The organism is Stenotrophomonas chelatiphaga (assembly GCF_001431535.1).
GTDB lineage: Bacteria > Pseudomonadota > Gammaproteobacteria > Xanthomonadales > Xanthomonadaceae > Stenotrophomonas > Stenotrophomonas chelatiphaga.
This window is the reverse complement of sequence record NZ_LDJK01000065.1, coordinates 14,299-38,044: the sequence shown is the minus strand read 5'-3', so window position 1 is coordinate 38,044 and position 23,746 is coordinate 14,299. Positions and strand designations below refer to the sequence as shown.

Annotated in this window: 18 protein-coding genes and 1 riboswitch; of the genes, 11 read left to right on the top strand and 7 right to left on the bottom strand. The window is 66.7% G+C overall.

Features of this window, described 5'->3' with window-relative positions; genetic code table 11:
- Positions 1-42: 42 nt before the first annotated feature.
- Complete coding sequence (locus ABB28_RS13885; RefSeq protein WP_057509185.1) at positions 43-1,620, bottom strand: BCCT family transporter; 1,578 nt, start codon at positions 1,618-1,620, stop codon at positions 43-45.
- A gap of 202 nt (positions 1,621-1,822) precedes the next feature.
- A riboswitch (TPP riboswitch) is annotated at positions 1,823-1,923 on the top strand.
- An 82-nt stretch (positions 1,924-2,005) separates the two neighbouring features.
- On the opposite strand from ABB28_RS13885, the gene thiC reads away from it, so the two are divergent.
- From thiC to ABB28_RS13860, 5 genes are all read left to right on the top strand, one after another.
- Positions 2,006-3,802 carry a phosphomethylpyrimidine synthase ThiC gene (thiC, locus tag ABB28_RS13880; protein WP_057509184.1) on the top strand — a complete coding sequence of 599 codons (1,797 nt, stop codon included), beginning with the start codon at positions 2,006-2,008 and terminating at the stop codon, positions 3,800-3,802.
- Positions 3,803-3,933: 131 nt separating this feature from the next.
- Positions 3,934-4,611 (top strand): ion channel, encoded by a 678-nt coding sequence (locus ABB28_RS13875; RefSeq protein ID WP_057509183.1) that lies wholly within the window; start codon positions 3,934-3,936, stop codon positions 4,609-4,611.
- Between the two features lie 251 nt (positions 4,612-4,862).
- The gene (locus ABB28_RS13870) at positions 4,863-7,211 is read left to right on the top strand and encodes a winged helix-turn-helix domain-containing protein (RefSeq protein WP_057509182.1); all 2,349 of its coding nucleotides are present in this window, start codon (positions 4,863-4,865) and stop codon (positions 7,209-7,211) included.
- Between the two features lie 125 nt (positions 7,212-7,336).
- Complete coding sequence (locus ABB28_RS13865) at positions 7,337-8,236, top strand: helix-turn-helix transcriptional regulator (protein ID WP_057509181.1); 900 nt, start codon at positions 7,337-7,339, stop codon at positions 8,234-8,236.
- Between the two features lie 47 nt (positions 8,237-8,283).
- Positions 8,284-11,121: a TonB-dependent receptor plug domain-containing protein gene (locus tag ABB28_RS13860; protein WP_057509180.1), complete on the top strand. Its 2,838-nt coding sequence runs from the start codon at positions 8,284-8,286 to the stop codon at positions 11,119-11,121.
- 164 nt (positions 11,122-11,285) lie between these two features.
- Here the strand turns inward: ABB28_RS13860 and ABB28_RS13855 are convergent, their stop codons facing one another.
- Both ABB28_RS13855 and ppa read right to left on the bottom strand, forming a co-directional pair.
- On the bottom strand, positions 11,286-12,413 hold the full coding sequence (locus tag ABB28_RS13855; RefSeq protein ID WP_057509179.1) for an HDOD domain-containing protein: 1,128 nt from the start codon (positions 12,411-12,413) through the stop codon (positions 11,286-11,288).
- A 147-nt stretch (positions 12,414-12,560) separates the two neighbouring features.
- Complete coding sequence (gene ppa / locus ABB28_RS13850) at positions 12,561-13,097, bottom strand: inorganic diphosphatase (protein WP_042614993.1); 537 nt, start codon at positions 13,095-13,097, stop codon at positions 12,561-12,563.
- A gap of 156 nt (positions 13,098-13,253) precedes the next feature.
- Here ppa and ABB28_RS13845 point away from each other — a divergent pair, with 156 nt between their 5' ends.
- Positions 13,254-13,802: a hypothetical protein gene (locus ABB28_RS13845; RefSeq protein ID WP_148049397.1), complete on the top strand. Its 549-nt coding sequence runs from the start codon at positions 13,254-13,256 to the stop codon at positions 13,800-13,802.
- On the top strand, positions 13,799-14,242 hold the full coding sequence (locus ABB28_RS13840; protein ID WP_057509177.1) for a hypothetical protein: 444 nt from the start codon (positions 13,799-13,801) through the stop codon (positions 14,240-14,242). Before ABB28_RS13845 ends, ABB28_RS13840 begins: the two co-directional genes overlap by 4 nt.
- Before the next feature lie 15 nt (positions 14,243-14,257).
- Here the strand turns inward: ABB28_RS13840 and ABB28_RS13835 are convergent, their stop codons facing one another.
- Complete coding sequence (locus ABB28_RS13835) at positions 14,258-14,515, bottom strand: DUF2789 family protein (RefSeq protein ID WP_057509176.1); 258 nt, start codon at positions 14,513-14,515, stop codon at positions 14,258-14,260.
- Between the two features lie 113 nt (positions 14,516-14,628).
- Positions 14,629-16,656: a sodium-translocating pyrophosphatase gene (locus ABB28_RS13830; RefSeq protein ID WP_057509175.1), complete on the bottom strand. Its 2,028-nt coding sequence runs from the start codon at positions 16,654-16,656 to the stop codon at positions 14,629-14,631.
- Between the two features lie 240 nt (positions 16,657-16,896).
- Here ABB28_RS13830 and ABB28_RS13825 point away from each other — a divergent pair, with 240 nt between their 5' ends.
- On the top strand, positions 16,897-17,400 hold the full coding sequence (locus tag ABB28_RS13825) for a hypothetical protein (protein WP_057509174.1): 504 nt from the start codon (positions 16,897-16,899) through the stop codon (positions 17,398-17,400).
- A gap of 43 nt (positions 17,401-17,443) precedes the next feature.
- On the opposite strand, the gene ABB28_RS13820 is transcribed toward ABB28_RS13825, so the two are convergent.
- On the bottom strand, positions 17,444-18,700 hold the full coding sequence (locus ABB28_RS13820; protein ID WP_057509173.1) for a 6-phosphofructokinase: 1,257 nt from the start codon (positions 18,698-18,700) through the stop codon (positions 17,444-17,446).
- A gap of 135 nt (positions 18,701-18,835) precedes the next feature.
- Between ABB28_RS13820 and ABB28_RS13815 the strand changes: the two genes are divergently transcribed.
- From ABB28_RS13815 to ABB28_RS13805, 3 genes are all read left to right on the top strand, one after another.
- Positions 18,836-19,405, top strand: a complete 570-nt coding sequence (locus ABB28_RS13815; RefSeq protein ID WP_057509172.1) for an adenylate kinase — start codon at positions 18,836-18,838, stop codon at positions 19,403-19,405.
- A gap of 315 nt (positions 19,406-19,720) precedes the next feature.
- Positions 19,721-21,085 (top strand): UDP-N-acetylmuramate:L-alanyl-gamma-D-glutamyl-meso-diaminopimelate ligase, encoded by a 1,365-nt coding sequence (gene mpl / locus ABB28_RS13810; RefSeq protein WP_057509189.1) that lies wholly within the window; start codon positions 19,721-19,723, stop codon positions 21,083-21,085.
- Positions 21,082-21,660 carry an LON peptidase substrate-binding domain-containing protein gene (locus ABB28_RS13805; RefSeq protein ID WP_057509171.1) on the top strand — a complete coding sequence of 193 codons (579 nt, stop codon included), beginning with the start codon at positions 21,082-21,084 and terminating at the stop codon, positions 21,658-21,660. The genes mpl and ABB28_RS13805 overlap by 4 nt, the downstream gene beginning before the upstream one ends.
- An 11-nt stretch (positions 21,661-21,671) precedes the next feature.
- On the opposite strand, the gene ABB28_RS13800 is transcribed toward ABB28_RS13805, so the two are convergent.
- Positions 21,672-23,663, bottom strand: coding sequence for a bifunctional DedA family/phosphatase PAP2 family protein (locus ABB28_RS13800; RefSeq protein WP_057509170.1), 1,992 nt, complete (start codon positions 23,661-23,663; stop codon positions 21,672-21,674).
- Between the last annotated feature and the right edge of the window lie 83 nt (positions 23,664-23,746).

The window sequence follows — 23,746 nt, the reverse complement described above, 5'->3', positions numbered from 1 at the left end:
GGCGCCGGGCTGCAAGCCCGGCAACCCACCCAACACTCCACGTCAGTCGCGCTCGGCCGCGCGCCCGGCTTCCTGCCGCGTCTCTTCCTGTGCCGCCATTTCGCGTTCGATCCACGACTCGATCATCTGCCGCGCGCGCTGCGCCTTGCGCCGTTCGCGCGTCCATTCCTGGTCCAGCACCCGGTACAGCGACACCATCACCAGGATCATCAACAGCGCAAACGGCAGCGCGGCGATGGTGATCATTCCCTGCAGCGCCGCCAACCCGCCGGCCAGCAGCAGTGCCGCGGCAATCAATGCAATCGCCACGCCCCACGCCACCTTGCGCTTCAGCGGCGGATCACCGGCCTCATCGGTGGACATGCTGGCCAGCACCAGGACCGCCGAATCGGCCGAGGTCACGAAGAAGATCATCAACAACACCAGCGCCACGCTGGCCAGGACCAGCGGCAGCGGCAGGCTGTCGAACATGGTGAACAGCACCGTTTCGTAGCCATTGCCCAGCGCGGCCACCAGGTCGACATGGCCGAAGATCTGCGACCACAGCGCGGTACCGCCGAACACCGAGAACCAGATGAAGCCCAGCACGGTCGGCGCGATGACCACCCCGACCACGAACTCGCGCACGCTGCGGCCGCGCGAAATGCGGGCGATGAACGCGCCCACGAACGGCGCCCAGGCGATCCACCATGCCCAGTAGAAGATCGTCCAGTCGACCACCCACGTGCTGCCGGAGAACGGCGACATGCGCAGGCTCATCGTCACCAGCTGGTTGAGGTAGGACCCCAGCGTGGTAGTGAACGTATCGAAGATGAAACCAGTGGGGCCCAGCACCAGCACCATGGCCAGCAACAACGCCGCCAGGCCGAGGTTGAAGTTGGACAGCCATTTGATGCCGCGGTCCACGCCGCTCATGGTCGATGCCATGTACAGCACGAAGGCAACGGCGATGATCACCATCTGGGTCGGCACGTTGGACGGAATGCCGAACACCCGTTCCAGTCCGGCGGCGATCTGGATGGTACCGAAGCCCAGCGTGGTGGCCACGCCGATCGCGGTGGCCACCACCGCGGCGATGTTGACCACCTGGCCGATCCAGCCGCGATGGTGGTGGCCGATGATCGGCTGCAGCATGTCGCTGACCAGCCCGCGGCCATTGCGGTTGAACTGGAACCAGGCCATCGCCAGGCCGATCAATGCGTAGATGGCCCACGGGTGCAGGCCCCAGTGGAAGAAGGCGTAGCGCATCGATGCACGCGCCGCTTCCATGCCCATCGGCTCCAGGCCTTCCGGCGGCTTGACGAAGTGCGAGACGGGCTCGGCGGCGCCCCAGAACACCAGGCCGATGCCCATGCCGGCGGCAAACAGCATCGACATCCAGCTGGCGCGTGAGAAGTCCGGCTCGGCATCTTCGCCGCCGATGCGCAGATTGGCGAAGCGGCCAAACGCCAGGTACAGCAGGAAGGACAGGGCGAGGAACACGACCAGCAGGTACAGCCAGCCGGCGCCGCGTACCACTTCGGCCAGCACCGTCTGCACGACGGAATTGAAGGCATCGGGCGCGAGCCCGGCGAGCAGCACCAGGACAGCGACCAGTGCGATGGAAATTCGAAACACCATGAAGGGGCTTCTCCGATCAGTGAATGAGGGAGCGAGCAGAAGCTTGCAGTGCATCGCCGGCGTAATGCCAGCAACAGGGAGGGCGGCGGCGGGCCATCTGCCTGCATACGCAAGCGCGACAACGCGCGGCGTGATGGTAACCGCTGCGTCGTCACGACCCTGTCAGGGTGTCGGCAGCGACAGCCGGGTTGTGCTGTAATGCGCCCCGAAGCGGGGGTACCGCGGTCGATGACCGTGGTTGAGATAGTCCCTTGGAACCTGATCCGGCTCATACCGGCGTAGGGAAGCTTTGCAATGCCGTCCGTGCGCGGGCCCCAGGCGGGGTTCGGCGCGCGTGCGTCGGTGCACCGCCGCTTCGTCCCCGAACCTGATTGGACGAAGCCCGATGAATGCACCGTACGAGGACCTGCAGCAGCAGGCGCAGCAGCTTTCCGAATCCGTTACCCGGCCGATCCCGGGCTCGCGCAGGATCCACGTGGCCGGCTCACGCCCGGACCTGCGGGTGCCGATGCGCGAGATCGTGCTCAGCCCGACGCCGGACACCTTCGGCGGCGGTGAGAACGCACCGCTGGCGGTGTATGACACCTCCGGTCCCTACACCGATCCCGAAGTACGTATCGACCTGGCCGCGGGCCTGCCTGCGCTGCGCCGGGGTTGGATCGAAGAACGTGCCGACAGCGGACCGCAGCAGGGCCTGGGCTCGGTGTTCGGGCGTTCGCGCGAACGCGATGCGAGGCTGGACGCGGTGCGCTTCCCGACGCGCCATCAGCCGCTGCGCGCACGCGCAGGCGCCAACGTGACCCAGATGCACTACGCGCGTGCCGGCCTGATCACTCCGGAGATGGAGTTCGTTGCGATCCGCGAGAACCAGCGCCTGCAGGCGGTGCAGGATGCCGGACTGCTGCAGCAGCATCCGGGAGCCCCCTTCGGTGCCGCCATCCCGCGGGTGATCACGCCGGAGTTCGTGCGCAGCGAGATCGCGCGTGGGCGCGCGGTGCTGCCCAACAACATCAACCATCCGGAAAGCGAGCCGATGATCATCGGCCGCAACTTCCTGACCAAGATCAACGCCAACATCGGCAACAGCGCGGTGTCCTCGGGGATCGCCGAAGAAGTGGAGAAACTGGTCTGGGCGATCCGCTGGGGCGCGGATACGGTGATGGACCTGTCCACCGGAAAACATATCCACGAAACGCGTGAATGGATCATCCGCAATTCACCGGTGCCGATCGGCACCGTGCCGATCTACCAGGCACTGGAGAAGGTCGGTGGTCGCGCCGAAGACCTCAGTTGGGAGGTGTTCCGCGATACCTTGATCGAACAGGCTGAGCAGGGCGTGGACTACTTCACCGTGCACGCCGGCGTGCGCGCGGCCCACGTCCCGCTGACCGCAGGCCGGGTCACCGGCATCGTCTCGCGCGGCGGCAGCATCCTGGCCAAATGGTGCATGGCGCATCGCAGGGAGAACTTCCTGCATACCCATTTCGATGACATCTGCGAGATCATGAAAGCCTACGACGTAACGTTCTCGCTGGGCGACGGGCTGCGCCCGGGCTGCATCGCCGATGCCAACGACGCCGCCCAGTTCGCCGAACTGGAAACCCTTGGCGAGTTGACCAAGGTTGCCTGGCAGCACGACGTGCAGGTGATGGTGGAGGGCCCGGGCCATGTGCCGATGCACCTGATCAAGGAGAACATGGACAGGCAGCTGCGCGAATGCGGCGAGGCGCCGTTCTATACCCTGGGGCCACTGACCACCGACATCGCGCCCGGCTACGACCACATCACCAGTGCCATCGGTGCGGCGATGATCGGCTGGTACGGCACGGCGATGCTCTGCTACGTCACCCCCAAGGAGCACCTGGGCCTGCCCAACCGCCAGGACGTGCGCGACGGCATCATGGCCTATCGCATCGCCGCCCACGCCTCGGACCTGGCCAAGGGCCACCCCGGCGCGCAGGTGCGTGACAACGCGCTCAGCAAGGCCCGCTTCGAGTTCCGCTGGGAAGACCAGTTCCACCTCGGGCTGGACCCTGAGAAGGCCAGGGAGCTGCATGACCAGACCCTGCCCAGGGACGCGCACAAGAGCGCGCACTTCTGCTCGATGTGCGGCCCGCAGTTCTGCTCGATGAAGATCAGCCAGGAAGTACGCGGGCAGACCGCCGAAGGCCCCGCCACATGACGACCGCAGCTTCCAGTGGGTGACGACCGTTGGTCCCGGTAGGCAACGACCGCAGCTCCCGGTGGGTGACGACCGTTGGTCGTCACAGGGCCTCCCGGTATCCTCCGCCCAACGTTCCCCAAGGCCGCGCCATGTCCATCCCGCCCACCCTCCGCTGGCTCGCCATCGCCCGTCGCCACCCGTCCGCCTGGTTGCTCGGCGTGCAGCTGCTGGGCGTGCTGGTGTACCCGGCGATGGATGACACCGCCGCGGGGCGAGCGGCGGTGGGTACATTCGGCATCGCGGTGCTTGGGCTCGCCCTGTGGGTGGTGCAGCGCAGCCCGCTGGGCACCTGGCTGGCCCTGCTGCTGGCCATTCCATCGGTGGTGTTCTCCATCGCGGCGGTGCTGCTGGGCAAGACCGCGCTCGGTACCACCGCGCAGCTGCTGGAAAGCCTGCTGTACTTCTATACCGCCGGCGCGCTGATCGCCTACATGCTGCAGGACCATAAAGTCACCCGCGACGAACTTTTCGCCGCCGGTGCGACGTTTACCTTGCTGGCCTGGGCGTTCGCGTTTGCGTTTTCGGTCTGCCAGCAGTGGTATCCGGGCAGTTTCCTGGCCACCAGCGACACCGAATTCCGCACATGGATGGAGCTGCTTTATCTCAGCTTCAGCTTATTGTCCGGCGTCGGCCTCAGCGACGTGGTGCCGGTGCACCCCCAGGCCCGCGCATTGGTAATGCTGGCGCAGTTCTGCGGGGTCATGTACGTCGCACTGGTGGTCTCCCGGCTGGTCGGTCTGACCATGCTCGAGCATCAACGAAAATGAATGGCAGATAAAAAAATCGCGCCCCGGAGGGCGCGAATAGTGAAACTGATTATCTGAATACGTGGGCGAGAGAGTGCCTGATGTCCGCCGCAGCATGTGCGGTTAACTCGCATAGGCTAGTATTCGCGCGCTTCGATTCATTTGCTTTATGGGTTCATGCTGTTTGCAGAGTCTGGCTGTTCGCGATTGTCCTTCCTGGTCACTCACGCTCGCCTGGCTGGCATCCCGCCTGCCGCCCGCGTTCGAGATAGATGACCATCAGCGACAGCCCTTTCCATGATGCAGATGTCCTGCGCATCGGCGAATGCACCGTGACCTTGTCGTCACGCGAAGTGCAGGTGCCCGGCGCGCGGCGACTTCGCAGGCTCACCCCGAAGGCGGTGGGCGTGCTGCGCGTGCTTGTGCGCAGCAATGGACGGGTGGTCACCCGCGATGAGCTGTTCGCCGAGGTCTGGCCGGACACGCTGCCCACCAACGATGTGCTGACCCAGGCCGTGACCCAGCTGCGCAAGGCGTTCGCTGGCGACGACGAAGCGGGCACGCCCTACATCGAAACCATCGCCAAGACCGGCTACCGCCTGCTGGTGGCGGTGAGTGCGGTGAGTCCGGTGGACCCTGGTGCAGCGGAGCCGCTGTCGGCCGCGTCCGGCATCCTGCCGCCCTTGCGCGATCAGCCGGCGACCTCGGTGGCCACGCCGGGCGCGATCGACGCTGCGACGATCCCCGCCGATGCGCTGCTGCTGGCGCCGGTGCGCCCGCGACGGGGCTGGCGGCGCATCCGCCGTTGGGTGCTGCTGGGGATCGGACTGGCAATGCTGCTGGCTCTGGGGGTGATGGGCTGGATGCTGATGCATCGCAGTACGGCTCCCTCGGCGGTGGATGCGGCGGTGGAGAACGGCACGCGGGTGATCGGCAGCCCACAGCGTCCGTATCGGTTGATCACCGCCAGCGCAGGCTTCCAGACCTATCCCACGCTGTCTCCGGATGGATCGCAGGTCGCCTACGAAGCCAGCGAGGAAGAGGGCGGCGGCCAGATCAAGGTGCAGACCTCCGGCAATGCGCCGGCGCGCACCTTGGTGGAGCGGCCGGATGGGGCGGTGGACCGCTTCCCGAACTGGTCACCGGATGGCCGCGAGATCGCGTTTGCGCGCTTCTTTGGCGATGGCCGCTGCGAAGTGCTGATCGCCAGTGCAACCGGCGGCAACCTGCGCCAGGCGACACGCTGCGATGGCACCGAGCTGCTCAGTTTCGACTGGACGCCGGACGGGCGCGGGCTGGTGTTCGGCAGCATGGTGGGCGTCTTCGCGCACCGCGGGATCCGCGTGCTGGACCTCGCCAGTGGGCGTTGGCAGGCGTTGCCGTACGCCGCGCACAAGGACGATTTCGATTACGCCCCGCGGATTTCGCCGGACGGGCGCTGGCTGGTGTTCGTGCGCAACCCGCAGGTCGGTGACCTGTGGCGGATGCCGGCCGAAGGCGGGCCGTTGGAACAACTGACCGACGATGCCGCCGAGTTCCGTGGCTGGGCCTGGCTGGGTGACAGCCGCCAGATCGTGTTCGGTCGCCGGGTGGACAGCGAAGCGCGCCTGTATCAACTGGACAGCGAGTCACGTACGCTGCGCGACCTCGGCCTGGACGACGCGCAGTGGCCGGCGGTGGCCAGATCGGCCAACCTGCTGGCGTTCGTGCATCGCAAGGCGCAGTTCGGCCTGTACAAGGTGCCGGTGAACGGGCCCGCCGGTGCGCAGCGGCTGTTTGCCTCCAGCAGCCGCGACAGCCAGCCGATGCTGGCCCCCGATGACCGCCAGCTGGTGTTTGCATCGGACCGGTCCGGCAGTTACGCGCTGTGGTGGGCGGATCTGCAGCACCCCTCGTCGCTGCGACCGATCGAGGGCCTGCGTCCGGATACCCGGCAGCCCCCGGCGTGGTCCACCGACAGCCGCCACCTGCTGGTGCTGGGGCGTGACGACCAGGGCGTTCCGCATGTCTATGAAATCACGCCGCGCGACGAACAACTGCGGGTGCTGCCGGTGCCGGTCGCCCGCCCATTGCAGGCGCTGTACACCGATGATCCCGACCGGCTGCTGCTGATCGAGCGCGGCGATGACCAGCGCACGCGGTTGAGCCTGTATGACCGCCGCAACTGGCAACGGCTGGCGACGCTTTACGGGGTGTCGCAGGCCCGCTTCGATGGCGAACAGAAGCGCGTGGTGTTCACCCACCTGGGCGCCAGCGGCCTGTGGTCGGTGGATGCGTCGCTGAGCCCTGCCAGCGTGCAGCAGCTGAGCGCCGACAAGCCCTCGCGCTGGCGCTACCGTGCGTGGTCGGTGGCCGGCAGCGGACGCGTCGACTATCTGGATGAATCGGCGACGTGCAGCTCCGGCCTGCTGCGCATCGGCAGCGGAGCCGAGGCGGTTTCGCGCTGCCTGGATGCGACCCGGCTCAGTGCCGGCAATGGATTCAGCAGCAGCTTTGACGGGAATGACGTGTATGTGTCGCTGGCAGTGACCGACGGCGCCGACATCGGCGTGATGCCGCTGATCGAGCAGCCCGCCGAGATCTTCCCTGCCTTCGTCAGGTCTTTGAAAATAAAGCCATAAATGGTTTCGTAAGTTTTTCGTGCCGTCATCGTGTCGATTTCGCCACGAAGTCGTCGCAACGTCCTGACCGCTGACGCCTCATTTGGCAAAACAGACACCCTGTATTGGCAAATACGTGGTGCTCCATGCGTCAGCTCTCCCTGGCCGATCGCGGTCAAACGATCTCCCTCGACAAGTCGCCCGATGACGCGACGCCGATCTGCCTGAGCGTGGCCCGCCTGGGCAGCCTGCAGACCGCCGGCAGCTGTTTCACCGTGTGGATCCAGGTCCGCGGCAGTGCGTGGGTAGAGGCCAAGGAGGGGCGGTTCCGGATGCGCCGTGGCGAGTGGATCGCCTTCGAGAAGGAATCGCGTCCGCTGGTGCAGGCCGGCCGCAGTGGCCTGTGCATCGGCCTGGCGCTGAACGCCGATGCCATGCGCATGCTGATGGAGCTTGCCGATTGCGGCCTGTATGCCGGCCGCGGCCTGATGAAGCAGGCCGAGCTGCGCGTTGCTCTGCGGCTGTGGCGCGATGCGCTGGACAGTGGCCTGCCGGCCCAGGCGCTGCGCCCGATGCTGCTGCACCTCGCATCGTTGCAGCGCACGATGGCCGGTACCGTGCAGCGTTGCCCGGGCCGCTCGCGCAGCCGCAAGCGCCAGGTGTTCGGTCGCATGCAGCGTGCCCGCCTGTACCTGGAAGGCAACAGCCACCGCGTGGTGCGCATCGGTGAGCTGGCCGAACTGACCAATTTCTCCAGCTGGTATCTGTCCAAGACGTTCCAGAGCCTGTACGAAGAAAGCCCGCAGGCCCTGTCGGCACGGCTGCGGCTGGAACGCGCGGCCGACCTGCTGCGCGATACCGACATGATGATCGGCGAAGTCGCATCGGCCAGCGGATTCGACAACTGCTGCAGCTTCGCACGGGCCTTCCGCGCCCGTTTTGGTACGTCCGCGTCGCATTATCGTGAAAGTGCCGCCAAGCTGTCGCCACATTCGGCAAAGTCTCTCGCTGCATCACGCAAACCAAGGATCGCAACACAATCGTAACGTTTGATGGCGTTTTAACACGCCACTAACGTACCTTGGAGAGAGACATGAATTTCCGTACCCCCGCCGTGCGGCTGGGCATGCTGCCGGCCGGCATTGCGCTGGCGCTGAGCCCGAGCTTCGCCTCGGCGCAGGAAGCCGCAGCAGGCACCACCGACCTGGATCGCATCTCGGTCACCGGCTCGCGCATCCGCGCAGCCAACGTTGAAACCCAGCAGCCGGTCCTGACGCTGAGCCGCGAGAGCCTGGAAAAGCAGGGCTTCAACTCCGTTGCCGACGTGCTGAACAACCTGACCTCGGCCGGTGCCCCGGCGATCTCCCGTTCGGAGTCGCTGGCTTCGGGTGAGAACGTGGGTGGCTACTACATCGACATCCGCAACCTCGGCGCTTCGCGCACCCTGGTGCTGATGAACGGCAAGCGTCTCGGCGCTACCACCTCGGGCCTGCAGGATCTGAGCCAGATCCCGATGGGCGCGGTCGAGCGCATCGAGATCCTGAAGGATGGCGCGTCCGCCATCTACGGTTCCGACGCGATTGCGGCCGTGGTCAACGTGATCACCCGCAAGAACGTTGAAGGTGGTGAAGCCACTGCGTACTTCGGCCAGTACGGCGAAGGCGACGGCGACACCGAGCAGTACTCGATGACCCTGGGTGCGACCGGCGAGCGCGGCAGCCTGACCCTGTCGGCTGAGTACAACAAGGCCGATCCGGTCATGGCGAAGGATCGTTGGTTCAGCCGTGACGGCAACCGCGGCCCGAACTCGACCCCGGCTTCGTGGAGCGCCCTGAGCCAGAACGGCAGCTGGTGCAACCCGACCATCTACAACTGCGGCAGCGCCAGCGCTGTGTGGCAGACCCTGAACGCCGGTGGCAACCCGCTGAACGCTGCGGATTACCACCCGCTGACCCAGGCCGAGTACGCCAACTCCAACGAGCAGATGTCCGTGCTGACCGGTGTCGAGCGTAAGTCGCTCTACATCAACGGCACCTACGACTTCACCGACTCGATCAGCCTGAACACCGATTTCCTGTACAACGAGCGTAATACGTTGCAGCAGATCGCTGGCTACCCGTACCAGTCGCAGGCCTTCGACACCCCGTTGTCGGCCGACAGCGTCTACAACCCGATCGGCCAGGACGTTGATTTCCGTCGTCGCCTGTGGGAAGTGCCGCGTACCACCGACAACCAGCTGAAGACCACGCGCTTTGCGCCGACCATCAGCGGCTTCTTCGATTTCGCCGGCAAGACCTTCGACTGGGACGTCGGCGCACTGTGGAACCGCAATGAGTCCATCAGCACCGGCCACGGCGATGCCAGCCTGATCTCGACCCAGCAGGCGCTGGGCCCGTCGTTCATCAACGGCAACGGCGTTGCCACCTGCGGCACCGCCGCCAGCCCGATCACCAACGGCTGCGTGCCGTGGAACCCGCTGCTGCCGTACGGCGTCGCAGGCTCGGGCTCGCTGGCCGACCCGGCGCTGCAGAGCTTCCTGTTCCCGACCTACACCACCCGTGGCGAGAACAAGACCACCAGCTTCACCGCGAACCTCGCTGGTTCGATCGTGACGCTGCCGGCTGGCGACCTCGGCTTCGCCGTGGGCGTCGAGCACCGCGAAGAGAAGGGCACCTACGTGCCGGACGCCTTCGCACAGTCGGGCATGTCCACCGGCCTGGGTCAGCAGACGACCAGCGGCGAGTACGACCTGAACGAGTTCTACCTCGAACTGAACATTCCGATCCTGTCGGACCTGCCGTTCGCCAAGGAACTGAGCGTCAACGTTGCCAGCCGTTATTCGGACTACAGCAACTTCGGCGACACCACCAACAGCAAGTTCGGCATCACCTGGCGTCCGCTGGATGAACTGCTGGTCCGTGGTACGTATGCGGAAGGCTTCCGTGCTCCGACCATCAACGACCTGTACGGTGGCCTGAGCTCGAGCTTCGAAAGCTACACCGATCCGTGCGGCGTGGGCGCCCCGGGCAGCGTTGCCGGCAATGCCGCCTGCCTCGCCGCTGGCGTGCCGGCCAACTACGTGCAGCTCGGCCAGGGCGGCGTTCCGTGCGCCACCCTGCCGTGCGCCACGAATGACCAGTTCATCTCCGGCGCGAATGCGAACCTGACCCCGGAAATGTCCAAGAGCACCACCGCTGGCCTGGTCTGGAGCCCGCGTTGGGTGCAGGGCCTGGACATCTCGCTGGATTGGTACAAGTACGAAATCAGCGACATGATCATCGCTGACAGCGTCGACCGCATCCTGCGTGACTGCTACGTGCTGGGTGATTCCTCGCGCTGCGCCAGCGTGGTTCGTGGTCCGGCCGGCAACATCACCGCGCTGACCTACGGCACCGCCAACCTGGGCAAGATGGAAACGCAGGGTTACGACCTGGGCGTCAAGTACCGTCTGCCGGAAATGGCGATCGGCAACTTCAACATCGACTGGCAGACCAGCTACCTGTCCTCCTACGATGAAGAAGGCCAGAACAGCGCCGGTGACACCATCACCATCGGTCGCGTCGGCGAAGCCGGCCTGTTCCGCATCCGTTCCAACGCCACCATCGGTTGGACCAAGGGTGACTTCGGCGTGAACTACACCGCTCGTTACTACTCGGGCATCGCGGAAAGCTGCATCGCGATCGGCTGCACCGATCCGGACCGTTACCAGAATGGTGAATCGGCTCCGATCCGCAAGACCGGTTCGAACACCTTCCACGATCTGCAGGTGAGCTACACCGCTCCGTGGGATGCCACCATCGCTGTTGGCGCGAACAACGTGTTCGACCACCGCGGCGCGCTGCAGTACACCGCACCGAACAGCAGCTTCGCTTACTACGGCGGCTTCGACATCGGTCGCTTCCTGTACATGAAGTACACCCAGCGCTTCTGATCCATCGAAGCACTGTTGCGTAAATGAAAAGGGGCGGACCGCAAGGTCCGCCCCTTTTCTTTGCCGGTAGCCCGGAGGCTGGTAGCGCCGAGCCACGCTCGGCGGACCCTGTCAGTCCCCGGCCACCCTCCGCCGACCATGGATCGGCGTTACCCGGGTGGCGCTCAGGCCTCCGCCGGCGACAATCCCATCAACGCGTTGGCGTGCTCACGCCATTCCGGCAGCTTGTGCAGCACGTTGGCGCGCTGCAGGTAGTCCTCGTCCACCGCTTCGCCGTTGACCAGCGCCAGCGCCACATGCACCGCGCCGGTGACCCAGAAACTGCGGGTGTTCGAACGTTGCGGCTGCAGGTGGAAGCCGACCGCTTCCACGATCGGCATCGGCAGGCCCCACAGCCCCAGCAGGTACGCACCCGCCTCGGCATGGCCCGGCCGACCGTCTTCGGCGCCTGGCACGGCAGGGTCGGTGCGTTCGTTGCGCACGCCCGGCAACAGCAGGCCGATGTCGGCCAGCAGCGCGGCGGTAGCGCCGAGCTCGGCACTGGACGCCGGCAGCAGGCGTGCGGCCAGCCGCGAGGCGAGCAGGGCACGCTGCTGCAACGCATTGCGCTCGGCGGCGGACAGGGTGGAGGCCGAAAACACTTCGCTGGCCAGCACCAGGTCGCGCAGGGTCGACAGGCCCAGCCGGGTCACCGCCGTGCGCAGGTCGGAAATGGTGCGGCCGCTGCTGAAGAACGCCGAGTTGGACAGCTGCAGCACCTTGGCCGCGATGGCCGGGTCGGCAGCGACCAGCTTGGCCACTTCGTTGCTGTCGGCGTCGTCATCGTGCTCCAGCGCGCGGGTCAGGCTCATGTAGAGGTGCGGCGGCGAGGGCAGCTTCTCGATGCGGCCGATGGCATCGCGCAGTCGCGGGCTGTCCAGCAGTTCGCGCAGTTCTTCCAGGCTGCTCAGCGCCTCCAGCAGCACTTCCGGTGCCAGCGGCAGCGGCAGGAAGCGGTGGGCGATGCCGATCAGCCGCGCCGGCGGCGGGCGGTTGCCCTGCTGGGCGTCGATGAGTGCGACGCGGATGGTTTCCGGGCGCAGCGTACGGATCTGACCGAGCAGCGTGGTGGCATCCATGTCGGGCAGGTAGGGGCTGACGATCACCGCATCCAGCGATGAACCTGCCACGGCCGCCATCGCGGCGTGGCCGTCGACAACGGTGGTGGTGTGCCACTCTTCCCCAAGATCGGCAATGAATTCGCTCAGCTCAGCCGGCAGGCTGGCCTCGTCCCCAACAAACAGAATGCGCACGACACGTTCCCCTGGCGGACCATGGCACGGCCATGGTCGATGTGAAGTGTCGCAATTTAACCGATTCGGCGTGACGAGAGATGTGCCACAAGGCCGAACCGTGAACCGCATCGCCCTGGCGGGGGGCCAGGGCGATGGCCGGAAGGCTCAGGCCTTGCCGTCGAGGTAACGCTGGTGGGCTTCGACCAGGATCGCCTTGGCTTCGGCAGCGCCGGCCCAGCCGTCCAGCTTGACCCACTTGCCCTTTTCCAGGTCCTTGTAATGCTCGAAGAAGTGGCCGATGCGCTCCAGCCAGTGGCTGGACACCTGGGCGATGTCTTCCACGTGGGCGTAGCCGCTGAACACCTTGGAGATCGGCACGGCCAGGATCTTCTCGTCGCTGCCGGCTTCATCGCTCATCTTCAGCACGCCGACCGGACGGCACCGCACCACCGAACCGGGGATCAACGGCAGCGGCAGCACCACCAGCACATCGGCCGGGTCGCCATCGCCACACAGGGTGCTCGGCACGTAGCCGTAGTTGCAGGGGTAGCGCATCGGGGTGGAGAGGATGCGGTCGACGAAGATCGCGCCGGTGTCCTTGTCCACTTCGTACTTGACCGGCTCGGAATCCTTCGGGATCTCGATGATGACGTTGATTTCTTCCGGCGGGTTCTTGCCGGGGGAGACGAGTTCCAGACCCATGTGTGTACTCCGGTTGCGGGGGCGATAAAGAGAAGCATTTTATGCGTTTGCCCGACCGCGTGCTGGGGTCTGGACGCGACAGCCGCTCGGCGGTTTCCTGATGGCCCCTGTGGCCGCGCAGGACGATGCTGGCTGCACCTGCTGAGGGTCTGATTCATGTTTCCCATCAACAACTTGCGAAGCGGCAGTGGACACGTTTTGAGCCCCGGTGTCGCCGGCCTGCTGCTCGCCGCGGCTACCGCCATGGCGGCCGACGCGCTGCCGCCGCCAGGCCCGGCGGGGCCGCTGACCTTCGTCGATCTCATCGACCATCCCGCCCCGGAGGCCAACTGGGATCGCTTCTACGCCCTCGAAGACCGGCTGGCGGGCGCGTTCCTGAGCGCCTGTGCCGCGCAGGCGTGCCTGCCACGGCGCTTGCTGTGGCCGATGCAGCTGCGCTGTTCGGTGCGGGTGGCCGACGCCACGGTCGCGGCCTGCATCTGGGTCATCGCCGGCAGCGATCTGCGCGTGCGCGCGACGGGCAGCATCGACCCGCACGTACGGGTCTGGCGTTGCCCGCTGCCGCTGGACCCTGGCGTCGCAGTGGAGGCCTTCCACGTGGCACTGGAGGTCGATGATCCGCTGGCCGTGCGACTGCCCGGCGCCTCCGGCAGCCTGCTGCACGCGCTGCGGACGTGCCTGGAAGCACCGGGGACACCGTCATGATCGTGGCCGGCCTGCTGCTGCTTGGGCTCGCGCCGGGAACCCACGTGGATGCGCGTGATTACCCGGCCGCGGGCCAGGGCGACGCCGCGTTTGCGGTGATGGAGCGCGCGCTGGTCCGTGGCTTCGACAATATCTGTGGCGATACCTTCTGCGAAGGCGACTACGGCAACCTGCGCGCACTGCAGCTGCGCTGCGCCGTTGGCAGCCGCAGCGGCGTGGTTGCCGGATGCCTGTGGAGCTTTGCCGGCAGCTATGCCTACGTCAGTCCGACCGCCGCACTTCCGGAGGTGAACGCGCGGACCTGGGCCTGCCCGCTGCCGGTGGTGGCCGGCACGTCGCTGGCGACATTGCTTGAACGACTGAGCGGGCCGGACGCGCTGGATACGCCGCTGCCTGGCACCGGCGTCAGCACCTACCAGGCACTGACCGACTGTCTGTGATCCGCTGGAACCGGCTCAGGCCTGGGTGGCCTGCGCGCTGGCGTCGCTGTGCAGCGCTTCATTGAGTTCATCGACCACGATTGCCCAGTCATTGTCCGACTTCAGCGATTCGGCGAGGAAATGACGCTGTCCTTCGCTCCAGAATGCGGCCGCGGTGACCTTGATCTCCGCGGGCAGCTGGTGCTGCAGGATGAAGTCGCGGATGTCGTTCTCACCTGCTTCCAGGCCGAGCTGCAGGAACAGGTTGGTCATGTTCGGTTCGGTGGTGATCATCGTCTGGCGGCATCTGCTGGAAAAGTCATCGGCATTATGCCGCGATCCTGCGCGGGCGCGATGTGATGGATGTGCCCATCACAGCGCGCCCGCCGCTGTCAGCGTCGCTGTTTTCAGAGCAGCGGCACCAGCAGCAAGGCCACGATGTTGATGATCTTGATCAGCGGGTTGATCGCTGGCCCGGCGGTGTCCTTGTACGGATCGCCGACGGTATCGCCGGTGACCGCTGCCTTGTGCGCCTCGCTGCCCTTGCCGCCGAAGTTTCCATCTTCGATGTACTTCTTCGCGTTGTCCCAGGCACCGCCGCCGGTGGTCATGGAGATCGCCACGAACAGACCGGTGACGATGGTGCCGATCAGCAGCCCGCCGAGTGCGCGCGGCCCCAGCAGCAGGCCGACCACCACCGGCACGGCGACCGGCAGCAGTGACGGAACGATCATTTCGCGGATCGCCGAACGGGTCAGCATGTCCACGGCACGGTCGTACTGCGGTTTGCCGGTGCCCTGCATGATGCCGGGGATTTCGCGGAACTGGCGGCGGACCTCTTCCACCACCGCGCTGGCCGCACGGCCCACCGCTTCCATTGCCATCGCACCGAACAGATAGGGGATCAACCCGCCGATCAGCAGGCCGATGATCACTTCGTGGTCGGACAGGTCGAAGCGGAATTCGATGCCCGGATTGGCCGCCTGCAGGTTGTGCGTGTAATCGGCGAACAGCACCAGTGCGGCCAGCGCCGCCGAGCCGATCGCATAGCCCTTGGTGACCGCCTTGGTGGTGTTGCCGACGGCATCCAGCGGATCGGTGATGGCGCGGATTTCCGGCGGCAGGTCGGCCATTTCGGCGATGCCCCCGGCGTTGTCGGTGATCGGGCCGTAGGCATCCAGCGCGACGATCATGCCGGCCATCGACAGCATCGCGGTGGCCGCGATGGCGATGCCGTACAACCCGGCCAGTGCATGTGCGCCCCAGATGGCGGCGCACACCGCGATCACCGGCAGCGCGGTGGATTTCATCGAGATCCCCAGCCCGGCGATGATGTTGGTGCCGTGGCCGGTGGTGGACGCCTGCGCCACGTGCTGCACCGGCTTGTACTGGGTGCCGGTGTAGTACTCGGTGATCCACACGATCAGGCCGGTCAGCACCAGGCCGATCAAGGCGCAGCCGTACAGCGCGTACGGGCCGAACACATTGTCATCCATCAGCGCGGTGGTGACCGGATAGAACGCGATCGCGGCCAGCACCCCGGACACGATCACCCCCTTGTACAGCGCGCCCATGATCGATCCACCGGGCTTCACCTTGACGAACAGCGCACCGATGATCGATGCGATGATCGACACCCCGCCCAGTACCAGCGGATACAGCACCGCGTTGCGGCCGGCTTCGGCGATCATCAGGCTGCCCAGCAGCATGGTGGCGATCACCGTCACCGCGTAGGTTTCGAACAGGTCGGCGGCCATGCCGGCGCAGTCACCGACGTTGTCGCCAACGTTGTCGGCGATGACCGCGGGATTGCGCGGATCGTCCTCGGGAATCCCGGCTTCCACCTTGCCGACCAGATCGGCACCGACGTCCGCGCCCTTGGTGAAGATGCCGCCGCCGAGGCGCGCGAAGATCGAAATGAGCGACGAGCCGAACGCCAGTCCCACCAGTGCGTGCAGGGCCTGCGCCACGTCCAGCCCCAGCCGCAGCAGGATGGCGTAGTAGCCGGCAACGCCCAGCAGTCCCAGCCCGACCACCAGCATGCCGGTGATGGCACCGCCGCGGAACGCCACGTCCATCGCCGCGCTGATGCCGTGCCGCGCCGCTTCGGCGGTGCGTACGTTGGCGCGCACCGAGACGTTCATGCCGATGTAGCCGGCGGCACCGGACAACACCGCGCCGATCGCAAACCCAATGGCGGTGTACCAGCTCAGGAAGATGCCGACCAGCACGAACAGCACGGCGCCGGCGATGCCGATGGTCAGGTACTGGCGGTTGAGGTACGCACGGGCGCCTTCCTGGATCGCGCCGGCGATCTCCGCCATGCGTGCGTTGCCACTGGGTTGGCGCAGGATCCAGCGCGCCGAGACGATTCCGAACAGGATTGCGATGACGGCGCACAGCAGCGCCAGTGACAGCCCGTGACGTTCCAGCATGACCTCTCCCGGTGTGGATGAAAGAACATCCAGCGGTGGTGAACTTCACCACGAGGGGGACGACGGGCTGCAGCCTTGGAACCAACCCGTAACAGACCATGATGGTCGTCCGACGTATGGCGGTGTTCAGCATTCCCTGGTGGCCGCAGTATGCGGTCCGGGGCCAGCAGGCGCCAGCCTTTGCACGCGGTTAAGCCAGGCTCTGCGACCGTGCGGCCATTACTGTCGTGGAGAACACCGATGCGCCTGCCCCTGCTGATGATGGCCCTGCTGGTTCCTGCCCTGCCCGCGCTGGCGGTGGAAACGCCCGAGCTGCAGCGTGCGGTGGGTTCGGCGCAGGCGGTCGGGGCGGTGCATACGCTGCGCCAGATTCCCGAAGCCTGCGCCCGCCTGGAAGGCGCCTTCACCGGCGATGCGGCGCAGCCCTACCGCTTCGCACCGGTACGCAGCAGCGAGCAGTGCCAGCCCCGCGCGCGCTTCGTGGATTACGCCAAGGCGCAGCCCAGCGAGGCCAAGGGATGGAAGCTCAACGACGTGATCCGCGTGCCGTCGGCGGCGTGTCCCGCCCAGCAGGCGGTGGTGCGGGTGTGGCGGCTGCCGGTGGCGCCGGCCACCGAACGCGACGGCCAGGGCCAGTCGCGCATCTATCTGGAAGACGCCAAGAAGCAGGCCAGCAGCGGCAAGATCCCGCAGGTGACGATGTTCGCCGCGCAGCTGCAGATGGAAGGCAAGGCCTGCCCGTAGAACCGGTCGCGCCGGGCCACGCCCGGCGCGACAGGCATCCGCCTCAGGCGTCGAACGGCTCCAGCTTTTTCTTGACGCCGACATTCTTCAGCGTGACGTATTTCGGCAGCCCATCCGGCCCGTAGGGCAGGGGGGCTTCGCCCTTGATCAGCGGTTGCAGGTAGGCCCGGGCCTTGTCGGTGATGCCGAAGCCATCCTTGCGGATGAAGCTGGCCGGCATCTTCTTTTCATGGTTGGCGATCTTCGCCAGCGGCGCCGATTCGATCTTCCAGCGGTAGGGCTTGTCGCTGCTGCGCACGATCACCGGCATCACCCCGTTGTGGCCGGCCAGCGCCAACCGCACCGCCGCACGGCCCACCGCCTGCGCCTGTTCCAAGTCGGTTTTCGATGCGATGTGGCGGGCCGAGCGCTGCAGGTAGTCGGGCACGGTCCAGTGCACTTTCAAACCCAGCTGGTCCTTGACCCGGCCGGCCAGGTGCGCGGCGACGCCGCCCAGCTGGGTATGGCCGAAGGAGTCCTTGCCGCCACCGGCGTCGGCGACGAACGTCCCATCAGCCGTGGCGATGCCTTCCGACGCCACCACCACGCAGTAGCCCACCTGATCGACCACCGCGCGCACCTTGGCCAGGAAGGCCGCTTCGTCGTAGGCGCGTTCGGGCAACAGGATCACCTGCGGAGCCTCGTCCGGTCCGCTGCCCGCCAGCCCGCCCGCCGCTGCCAGCCAGCCCGCGTGGCGGCCCATCGCTTCGTAGATGAACACGCGGGTGGAGGTTTCGGCCATGGCGGCGACATCCAGTGCTGCCTCGCGTACCGATACCGCGGTGTACTTGGCGGCCGAGCCGAAGCCGGGGCAGGTGTCGGTCACGGCCAGGTCGTTGTCGATGGTCTTGGGCACGCCGATGCAGCTCAGTTCGACCCCGCGCTCGCGCGCCAGTTCGGACACCTTCAACGCGGTGTCGGCCGAATCGTTGCCGCCGTTGTACAGGAACCAGCGCACGCCATGCGCCTGCAGCACCGCCAGCAACCGGTCGTAACGGGCCGCATCCTGTTGCAGTGATTTGAGCTTGTAGCGGCAGGACCCGAAGGCGCCGCCGGGCGTGTGGGCCAGCGCGCGGATGGCACTGATCGGTTCGCGCGAGGTGTCGATCAGGTCTTCGCGCAGCGCGCCGAGGATGCCGTTGCGCGCGGCAAGCACCTTGACCCCGCGGGCGCGGGCTTCCTGGATCACCGCCGAGGCGGTGGCGTTGATGACGGCGGTGACGCCGCCTGACTGGGCGTAGAGCAGGGTGCCTTGGCGCATCGGAACCTCGTGTCGGGACAGGGACATTGCAGGGACATTACCCGGATGCGGTAAAGTGCGGGTATTGCGGTGCAGCGATACCGGTCAGTCCGGACGCCGTACGTTCATGAATTTCAACACGTTGGAGTCAGCTAGATGCGATTGGTTCTGTTGGGGCCGCCCGGTTCGGGCAAGGGTACGCAGGCAACGCGCCTGAAGGAAAAGCTCGGCATCGCCCACATTTCCACCGGCGACCTGCTGCGCGCCGAAGTGGCCGCCGGTTCCGAGCTGGGCAAGCAGGCCAAGGCGGTGATGGATGCCGGCAACCTGGTGTCCGACGACATCCTGCTCGGCATGCTGCGTTCGCGCCTGTCCCAGCCTGACGTGGCCAAGGGCTTCATCCTGGACGGCTATCCGCGCAACGTGGCCCAGGCCGAGGCGCTGGATGGCGTGCTGGCGGACATCGGCCAGCCGCTGGATGCAGTGGTGCAGCTGGACGTGGACGCCGATCAGCTGATCGAGCGCCTGGCCGGCCGCGCCAAGGAACAGGGTCGCGCCGATGACAGCCCGGACGCGGTCCGCCAGCGCCTGCAGGTCTACACCCAGCAGACCGCACCGGTGGTCGATTTCTATGCCGAACGCGGCACCCTGGCGCGCCTGGATGGTATCGGCGAGCTGGAAGAAGTCGAAGCGCGCATCCACGCGGTGCTGCCGAAGGCCGGCTGAGGCCGGCGAGGCGTGCGGTTGGCGCCTGAAAAAACACAGGCCTGGTCCCTCCGGACCAGGCCTGTGTCATTTTAAAGCCAGCGGTGGGCTTGCTCAGGGCCCCGCAGCGTGAGCTCCCATGGGGATGGCCTCTTGGGGAGTAGGACCGGTTGGGAACTGCGGCTGGCGATGTGAATTGTGTCGATCTTCATAGGCTGCCGCTATCAGGATTTCCCTGACACGCCATTGGCTTTGTCTGAGCCCGGTGTCGGATTTATCTGACGCCTTGCTGGGCAGGATGGCCCATCGCCGGGTCGATCGGTAACAATGCGGGTCATGAGCAACGTACATATTCTTGGAATCGCCGGCACTTTCATGGGCGGCGTGGCCGCGCTGGCGCGCGAGCTGGGCCATGCCGTCAGCGGCAGCGACCAGGCGATCTATCCGCCCATGTCGACCCAGCTGGAAACGCTGGGAATACAGCTGGACCAGGGCTATCGCGCCGACAGCGTCCCGCCGGGTACCACCGAGGTGGTGGTCGGCAACGCACTCTCGCGGGGCAATCCGGCGGTGGAAGCCGTACTCGATGCCGGCCAGCGCTACATTTCCGGTGCGCAGTGGCTGAGCGAGCAGGTGCTGCCGGGCCGCGACACGCTGGCCGTGGCCGGCACCCACGGCAAGACCACCACCACCACCATCCTGGCTTGGCTGCTGGAAGCCGCCGGTCGCGCGCCCGGCTTCCTGATCGGCGGCGTCGCCGAGGATTTCGGCGTGTCCGCCCGCGTGGGGCAGGGCCGTGAGTTCGTCGTCGAAGCCGATGAGTACGACACGGCCTTCTTCGACAAGCGCAGCAAGTTCGTGCACTACCGGCCGCTGGTGGCGATCCTCAACAACCTCGAATACGACCATGCCGATATCTTCCCGGACGTCGCAGCGATCCAGCGCCAGTTCCACCATCTGGTGCGCACCGTCCCGGCACGCGGACGGCTGATCGTCAACGGCGAGGACGCGCGCCTTGCCGAAGTGCTGGCGATGGGCTGCTGGACGCCGGTGGAACGCTTCGGTTTCCAGCCTGCGCTGGAATGGCATGCCGAACTGCTCAGCGCCGATGGCAGCGCCTTCGTGGTGCATCATCGCGGGCAGCGCGTGGGCGAGGTCCACTGGGCATTGCTGGGCCGCCACAACGTGCTCAATGGATTGGCTGCGCTGGCTGCCGCACATGCCGTGGGCGTGGTGCTGGCCGACGTGCTGCCGGCGTTGTCGCGCTTCCACAGCGTCAAGCGCCGGCTGGAAGTGATCGGCCAGGCGCGCGGCATCACCGTGTATGACGATTTCGCGCATCACCCCACGGCCATCGCCACCACCCTTGAAGGCCTGCGCGCCAGGGTGGGCGATGCGCGCATCGTGGTGGCGATGGAGCCACGCAGCAATTCGATGCGGCTGGGCGCACATGCCCAGGCACTGGCGCCTTCGCTGGCGTTGGCCGATGCGGTGGTGTTCCTGCACCGGCCCGGTCTGGAATGGGATGCCGCCGCGGTGATGGACGCCGTACGCGGCCAGGCCCTGGCAGTGGCCGACACCGATGCCTTGCTGGCCGATCTGGACGCCCTGGCCGAAGCCGGTGACCACGTGGTGTTCATGTCCAATGGCGGCTTCGACGCCGCGCCGCGGCGCTTCCTGGCGCAGCTGCAGGCGTCATGAGCGCGGTCGCGACGCTGCCGTTGTTTCCGTTGCACGCGGTGCTGTTGCCGGGCGCGAGCATCGGCCTGCGCGTGTTCGAACGGCGTTACCTGGACATGCTGCGTGATTCGAGCCGCGACGGCGGTGGATTCGGGCTGTGCCTGATCCTGCAGGGCGATGAAGTGGGGGCGCCTGCGGTGCCGGCGGCGTTCGGCGTGGAAGCCCGGGTGGATGATTTCGACATGGGCAGCGACGGCGTGCTGCAGCTGCGGCTGCGCGGTGCGCGGCGCTTCCATGTGGAGCAGACCCGGGTCCGCGACAACGGGCTGGTGGTCGGCGAGGTGCGCTGGTGCGCGCCGGATACCGATGACGAGCTGCGTCCGCAGCACGCGCTGCTGTCCACCCTGCTGCAGCACATCATCGAACAGGCCGGCGAGGACTATGCACCGGCCACGCCGGGGCTGCTCGACCAGGCGTCCTGGGTAGGCTGGCAGCTGGCGCAGCTGCTGCCACTGGAAGAATCACAGCGGCTGCAGCTGCTGCAGATCGACGACGTGCATGCGCGGCTGGACCTGTTGCTGGGCTGGATCCCGTAACGCCTGACGCGTTATTCGGTACGCAGGCGCAGCACCGGCAGGCCCGATTCGGGATGCACGCCTTCCTGCATCGGCAGGCCGTCCGCCGATGCCTTCACCGCCGACATCGCCGGGTCGATCCCGCGCAGCGGATGCCACATGCCGATCCACTCGAAGTGGCGGGTGAAGCGCAGCGTCTGCGCACTGCCCAGCCACAGCGGGACATCGCCGGGCTGCAGTACCTTGGTCGCCGGCCACAGGCGCAGCACGTGGCGCTCGTCCGGCCGCTCGCCGTCACGCACCATCAGCAGGCTTTCCACCTGGGTATCCAGGGTGGCCGGCAGTACCGGCAGGGCGTCCGGGCCGGTGTCCTGGTCGAGCATCAGCAGCACCTGTTCCCAGCCGGCCTGCGGCTGCACCTTCCAGCCCTGCGATTCCAGCCGGGCCTGCAGCGGCGCCAGCGGTCCGGCCACCTGCAGGTCCAGCGGCCAGCGCTGGTCATCGTCGAACTCATTGCGGCGCGCCGGCATGGTCTGCCAGTCCTGCTGCCACCACTGTTCGGCCAGCAGCGGCGCCGGGGCGGCCTGGTGCGGTTCGAAGCGTTCCAGCTTGACCGGAATGTTGCGCGGCGCGTACCACAGCGCCGCCACCAGGAAGGTGCCGTAGAACAGCCAGGCGACCGGCTTGACCCAGAACGAACGGTTGAAGCGGCGGCGGTAGGCGATGCCCAGCACCAGCAGCCAGAACAGCCCGAACAACATGCCGCCGATCACATCGCTCAGCCAGTGCGCGCCGAGGTAGATGCGCGAAAAGCCGATCAGGCTGACCACGAAACCGGACACGAGGTACGGCCACACGCGGGTGCGCCCGGGCAGTTCACGGGCGATCAGTACCGCGAAGAAGCCGAAGGTGATGGTGGCCATGGTCACCGACACCGACGGGAAGCCGAAGCCACTGCTGGCATCCGGCGGCCGCACCACGTCCACCGTGGCGCCGAGCAGCATGGTCAGCGCCAGGCCGAAGGCCAGCGCGGCCAGCCAATGCGCGGCGGCCATCCAGCGCCGGCGCCAGACCAGATAGCCCATGCCGGCCGCGGTGGCCGGCAGCAGCACCTGCCAGGCCCCCAGCGAGGCCAGCGCGGCCATCGGGTAGTCGGCCAGCGGGTTGCGCAGTGCCAGCATCGCGTGGTGCACGGCCAGGTCGATGCGCAGTGGTTCGCCGTGGGCCACCACCACCATCAGCAGCGCGAACCAGCACCAGCCCAGCACCAGCAGCATCAGCGCCAGCATCGCCAGCGGCACCGATTCGCGCCGTTGCGGATCGAACACCGACACCGAGTAACGCCCCAGCGTGGGATGGCGCTGCGACCAGTCCAGCAGCCGCGCCAGCCAGGTATCCATGCGCGCGGCCGACCAGCGGTAGCCGTACAGCACGATCGCCCAGACCAGGCCCAGGATCACGCACAGCAGGCCGACCACCACCACCAGCCGGCCAGCGACCGCGGCGACCGCGTCATACGCGCCGCCCAGAACCCAGCCCGGCAACAGGAACAACACCGCCCATGACACGCTGGCGATGCCGCTGGCCTGCATGTAGCGGCTGGCCTGCATCTTCATCATGCCGGCGATGGCCGGTACGAACGGGCGGATGGCGCCTACGTAGCGGGCCACCAGGATGCTTTTGAAGGCATTGCGGCGGAACATCGTTTCGCCGCGGTCCAGCAACTGCGGGTAGCGGCTGAAAGGGAATACCCCGCGCAGCCGGTCACCCCAGCGCCGGCCGATCCAGTAACTGATGCCATCACCGGCGAACGCGCCCAGCGCCGCACACGCCACGGCATACGGCCCGGAGATCTGCCCCAGGCCGATGAACACGCCCACCGCGAACAGCAGCGGCAGGGCGGGCACGATGGCACCGAGGATGATGACCGCATCGCAGAAGGCGATGAGGAAGATGGCTGCACCGGCAAGCACCGGATTGGCGGCAATCCAGGCGAGGGTGGCGTCGATCCATGAAGAGTCCATCGCCGGATTATAAAGGCGTGCAGGTGACTGGTTGCCTGCTTGATGCCGGCTGATCGTGACAACGTGGATCGCCTAGAATGGGC

What these genes read in the sequence shown, in the direction of transcription:
- ABB28_RS13885 (WP_057509185.1), bottom strand. Translation starts at nt 1,620, where the DNA reads ATGGTGTTTCGAATTTCCATCGCACTGGTCGCTGTCCTGGTGCTGCTC.
- thiC (WP_057509184.1), top strand. Translation starts at nt 2,006, where the DNA reads ATGAATGCACCGTACGAGGACCTGCAGCAGCAGGCGCAGCAGCTTTCC.
- ABB28_RS13875 (WP_057509183.1), top strand. Translation starts at nt 3,934, where the DNA reads ATGTCCATCCCGCCCACCCTCCGCTGGCTCGCCATCGCCCGTCGCCAC.
- ABB28_RS13870 (WP_057509182.1), top strand. Translation starts at nt 4,863, where the DNA reads ATGACCATCAGCGACAGCCCTTTCCATGATGCAGATGTCCTGCGCATC.
- ABB28_RS13865 (WP_057509181.1), top strand. Translation starts at nt 7,337, where the DNA reads ATGCGTCAGCTCTCCCTGGCCGATCGCGGTCAAACGATCTCCCTCGAC.
- ABB28_RS13860 (WP_057509180.1), top strand. Translation starts at nt 8,284, where the DNA reads ATGAATTTCCGTACCCCCGCCGTGCGGCTGGGCATGCTGCCGGCCGGC.
- ppa (WP_042614993.1), bottom strand. Translation starts at nt 13,097, where the DNA reads ATGGGTCTGGAACTCGTCTCCCCCGGCAAGAACCCGCCGGAAGAAATC.
- ABB28_RS13845 (WP_148049397.1), top strand. Translation starts at nt 13,254, where the DNA reads ATGTTTCCCATCAACAACTTGCGAAGCGGCAGTGGACACGTTTTGAGC.
- ABB28_RS13840 (WP_057509177.1), top strand. Translation starts at nt 13,799, where the DNA reads ATGATCGTGGCCGGCCTGCTGCTGCTTGGGCTCGCGCCGGGAACCCAC.
- ABB28_RS13835 (WP_057509176.1), bottom strand. Translation starts at nt 14,515, where the DNA reads ATGATCACCACCGAACCGAACATGACCAACCTGTTCCTGCAGCTCGGC.
- ABB28_RS13830 (WP_057509175.1), bottom strand. Translation starts at nt 16,656, where the DNA reads ATGCTGGAACGTCACGGGCTGTCACTGGCGCTGCTGTGCGCCGTCATC.
- ABB28_RS13825 (WP_057509174.1), top strand. Translation starts at nt 16,897, where the DNA reads ATGCGCCTGCCCCTGCTGATGATGGCCCTGCTGGTTCCTGCCCTGCCC.
- ABB28_RS13820 (WP_057509173.1), bottom strand. Translation starts at nt 18,700, where the DNA reads ATGCGCCAAGGCACCCTGCTCTACGCCCAGTCAGGCGGCGTCACCGCC.
- ABB28_RS13815 (WP_057509172.1), top strand. Translation starts at nt 18,836, where the DNA reads ATGCGATTGGTTCTGTTGGGGCCGCCCGGTTCGGGCAAGGGTACGCAG.
- mpl (WP_057509189.1), top strand. Translation starts at nt 19,721, where the DNA reads ATGAGCAACGTACATATTCTTGGAATCGCCGGCACTTTCATGGGCGGC.
- ABB28_RS13805 (WP_057509171.1), top strand. Translation starts at nt 21,082, where the DNA reads ATGAGCGCGGTCGCGACGCTGCCGTTGTTTCCGTTGCACGCGGTGCTG.
- ABB28_RS13800 (WP_057509170.1), bottom strand. Translation starts at nt 23,663, where the DNA reads ATGGACTCTTCATGGATCGACGCCACCCTCGCCTGGATTGCCGCCAAT.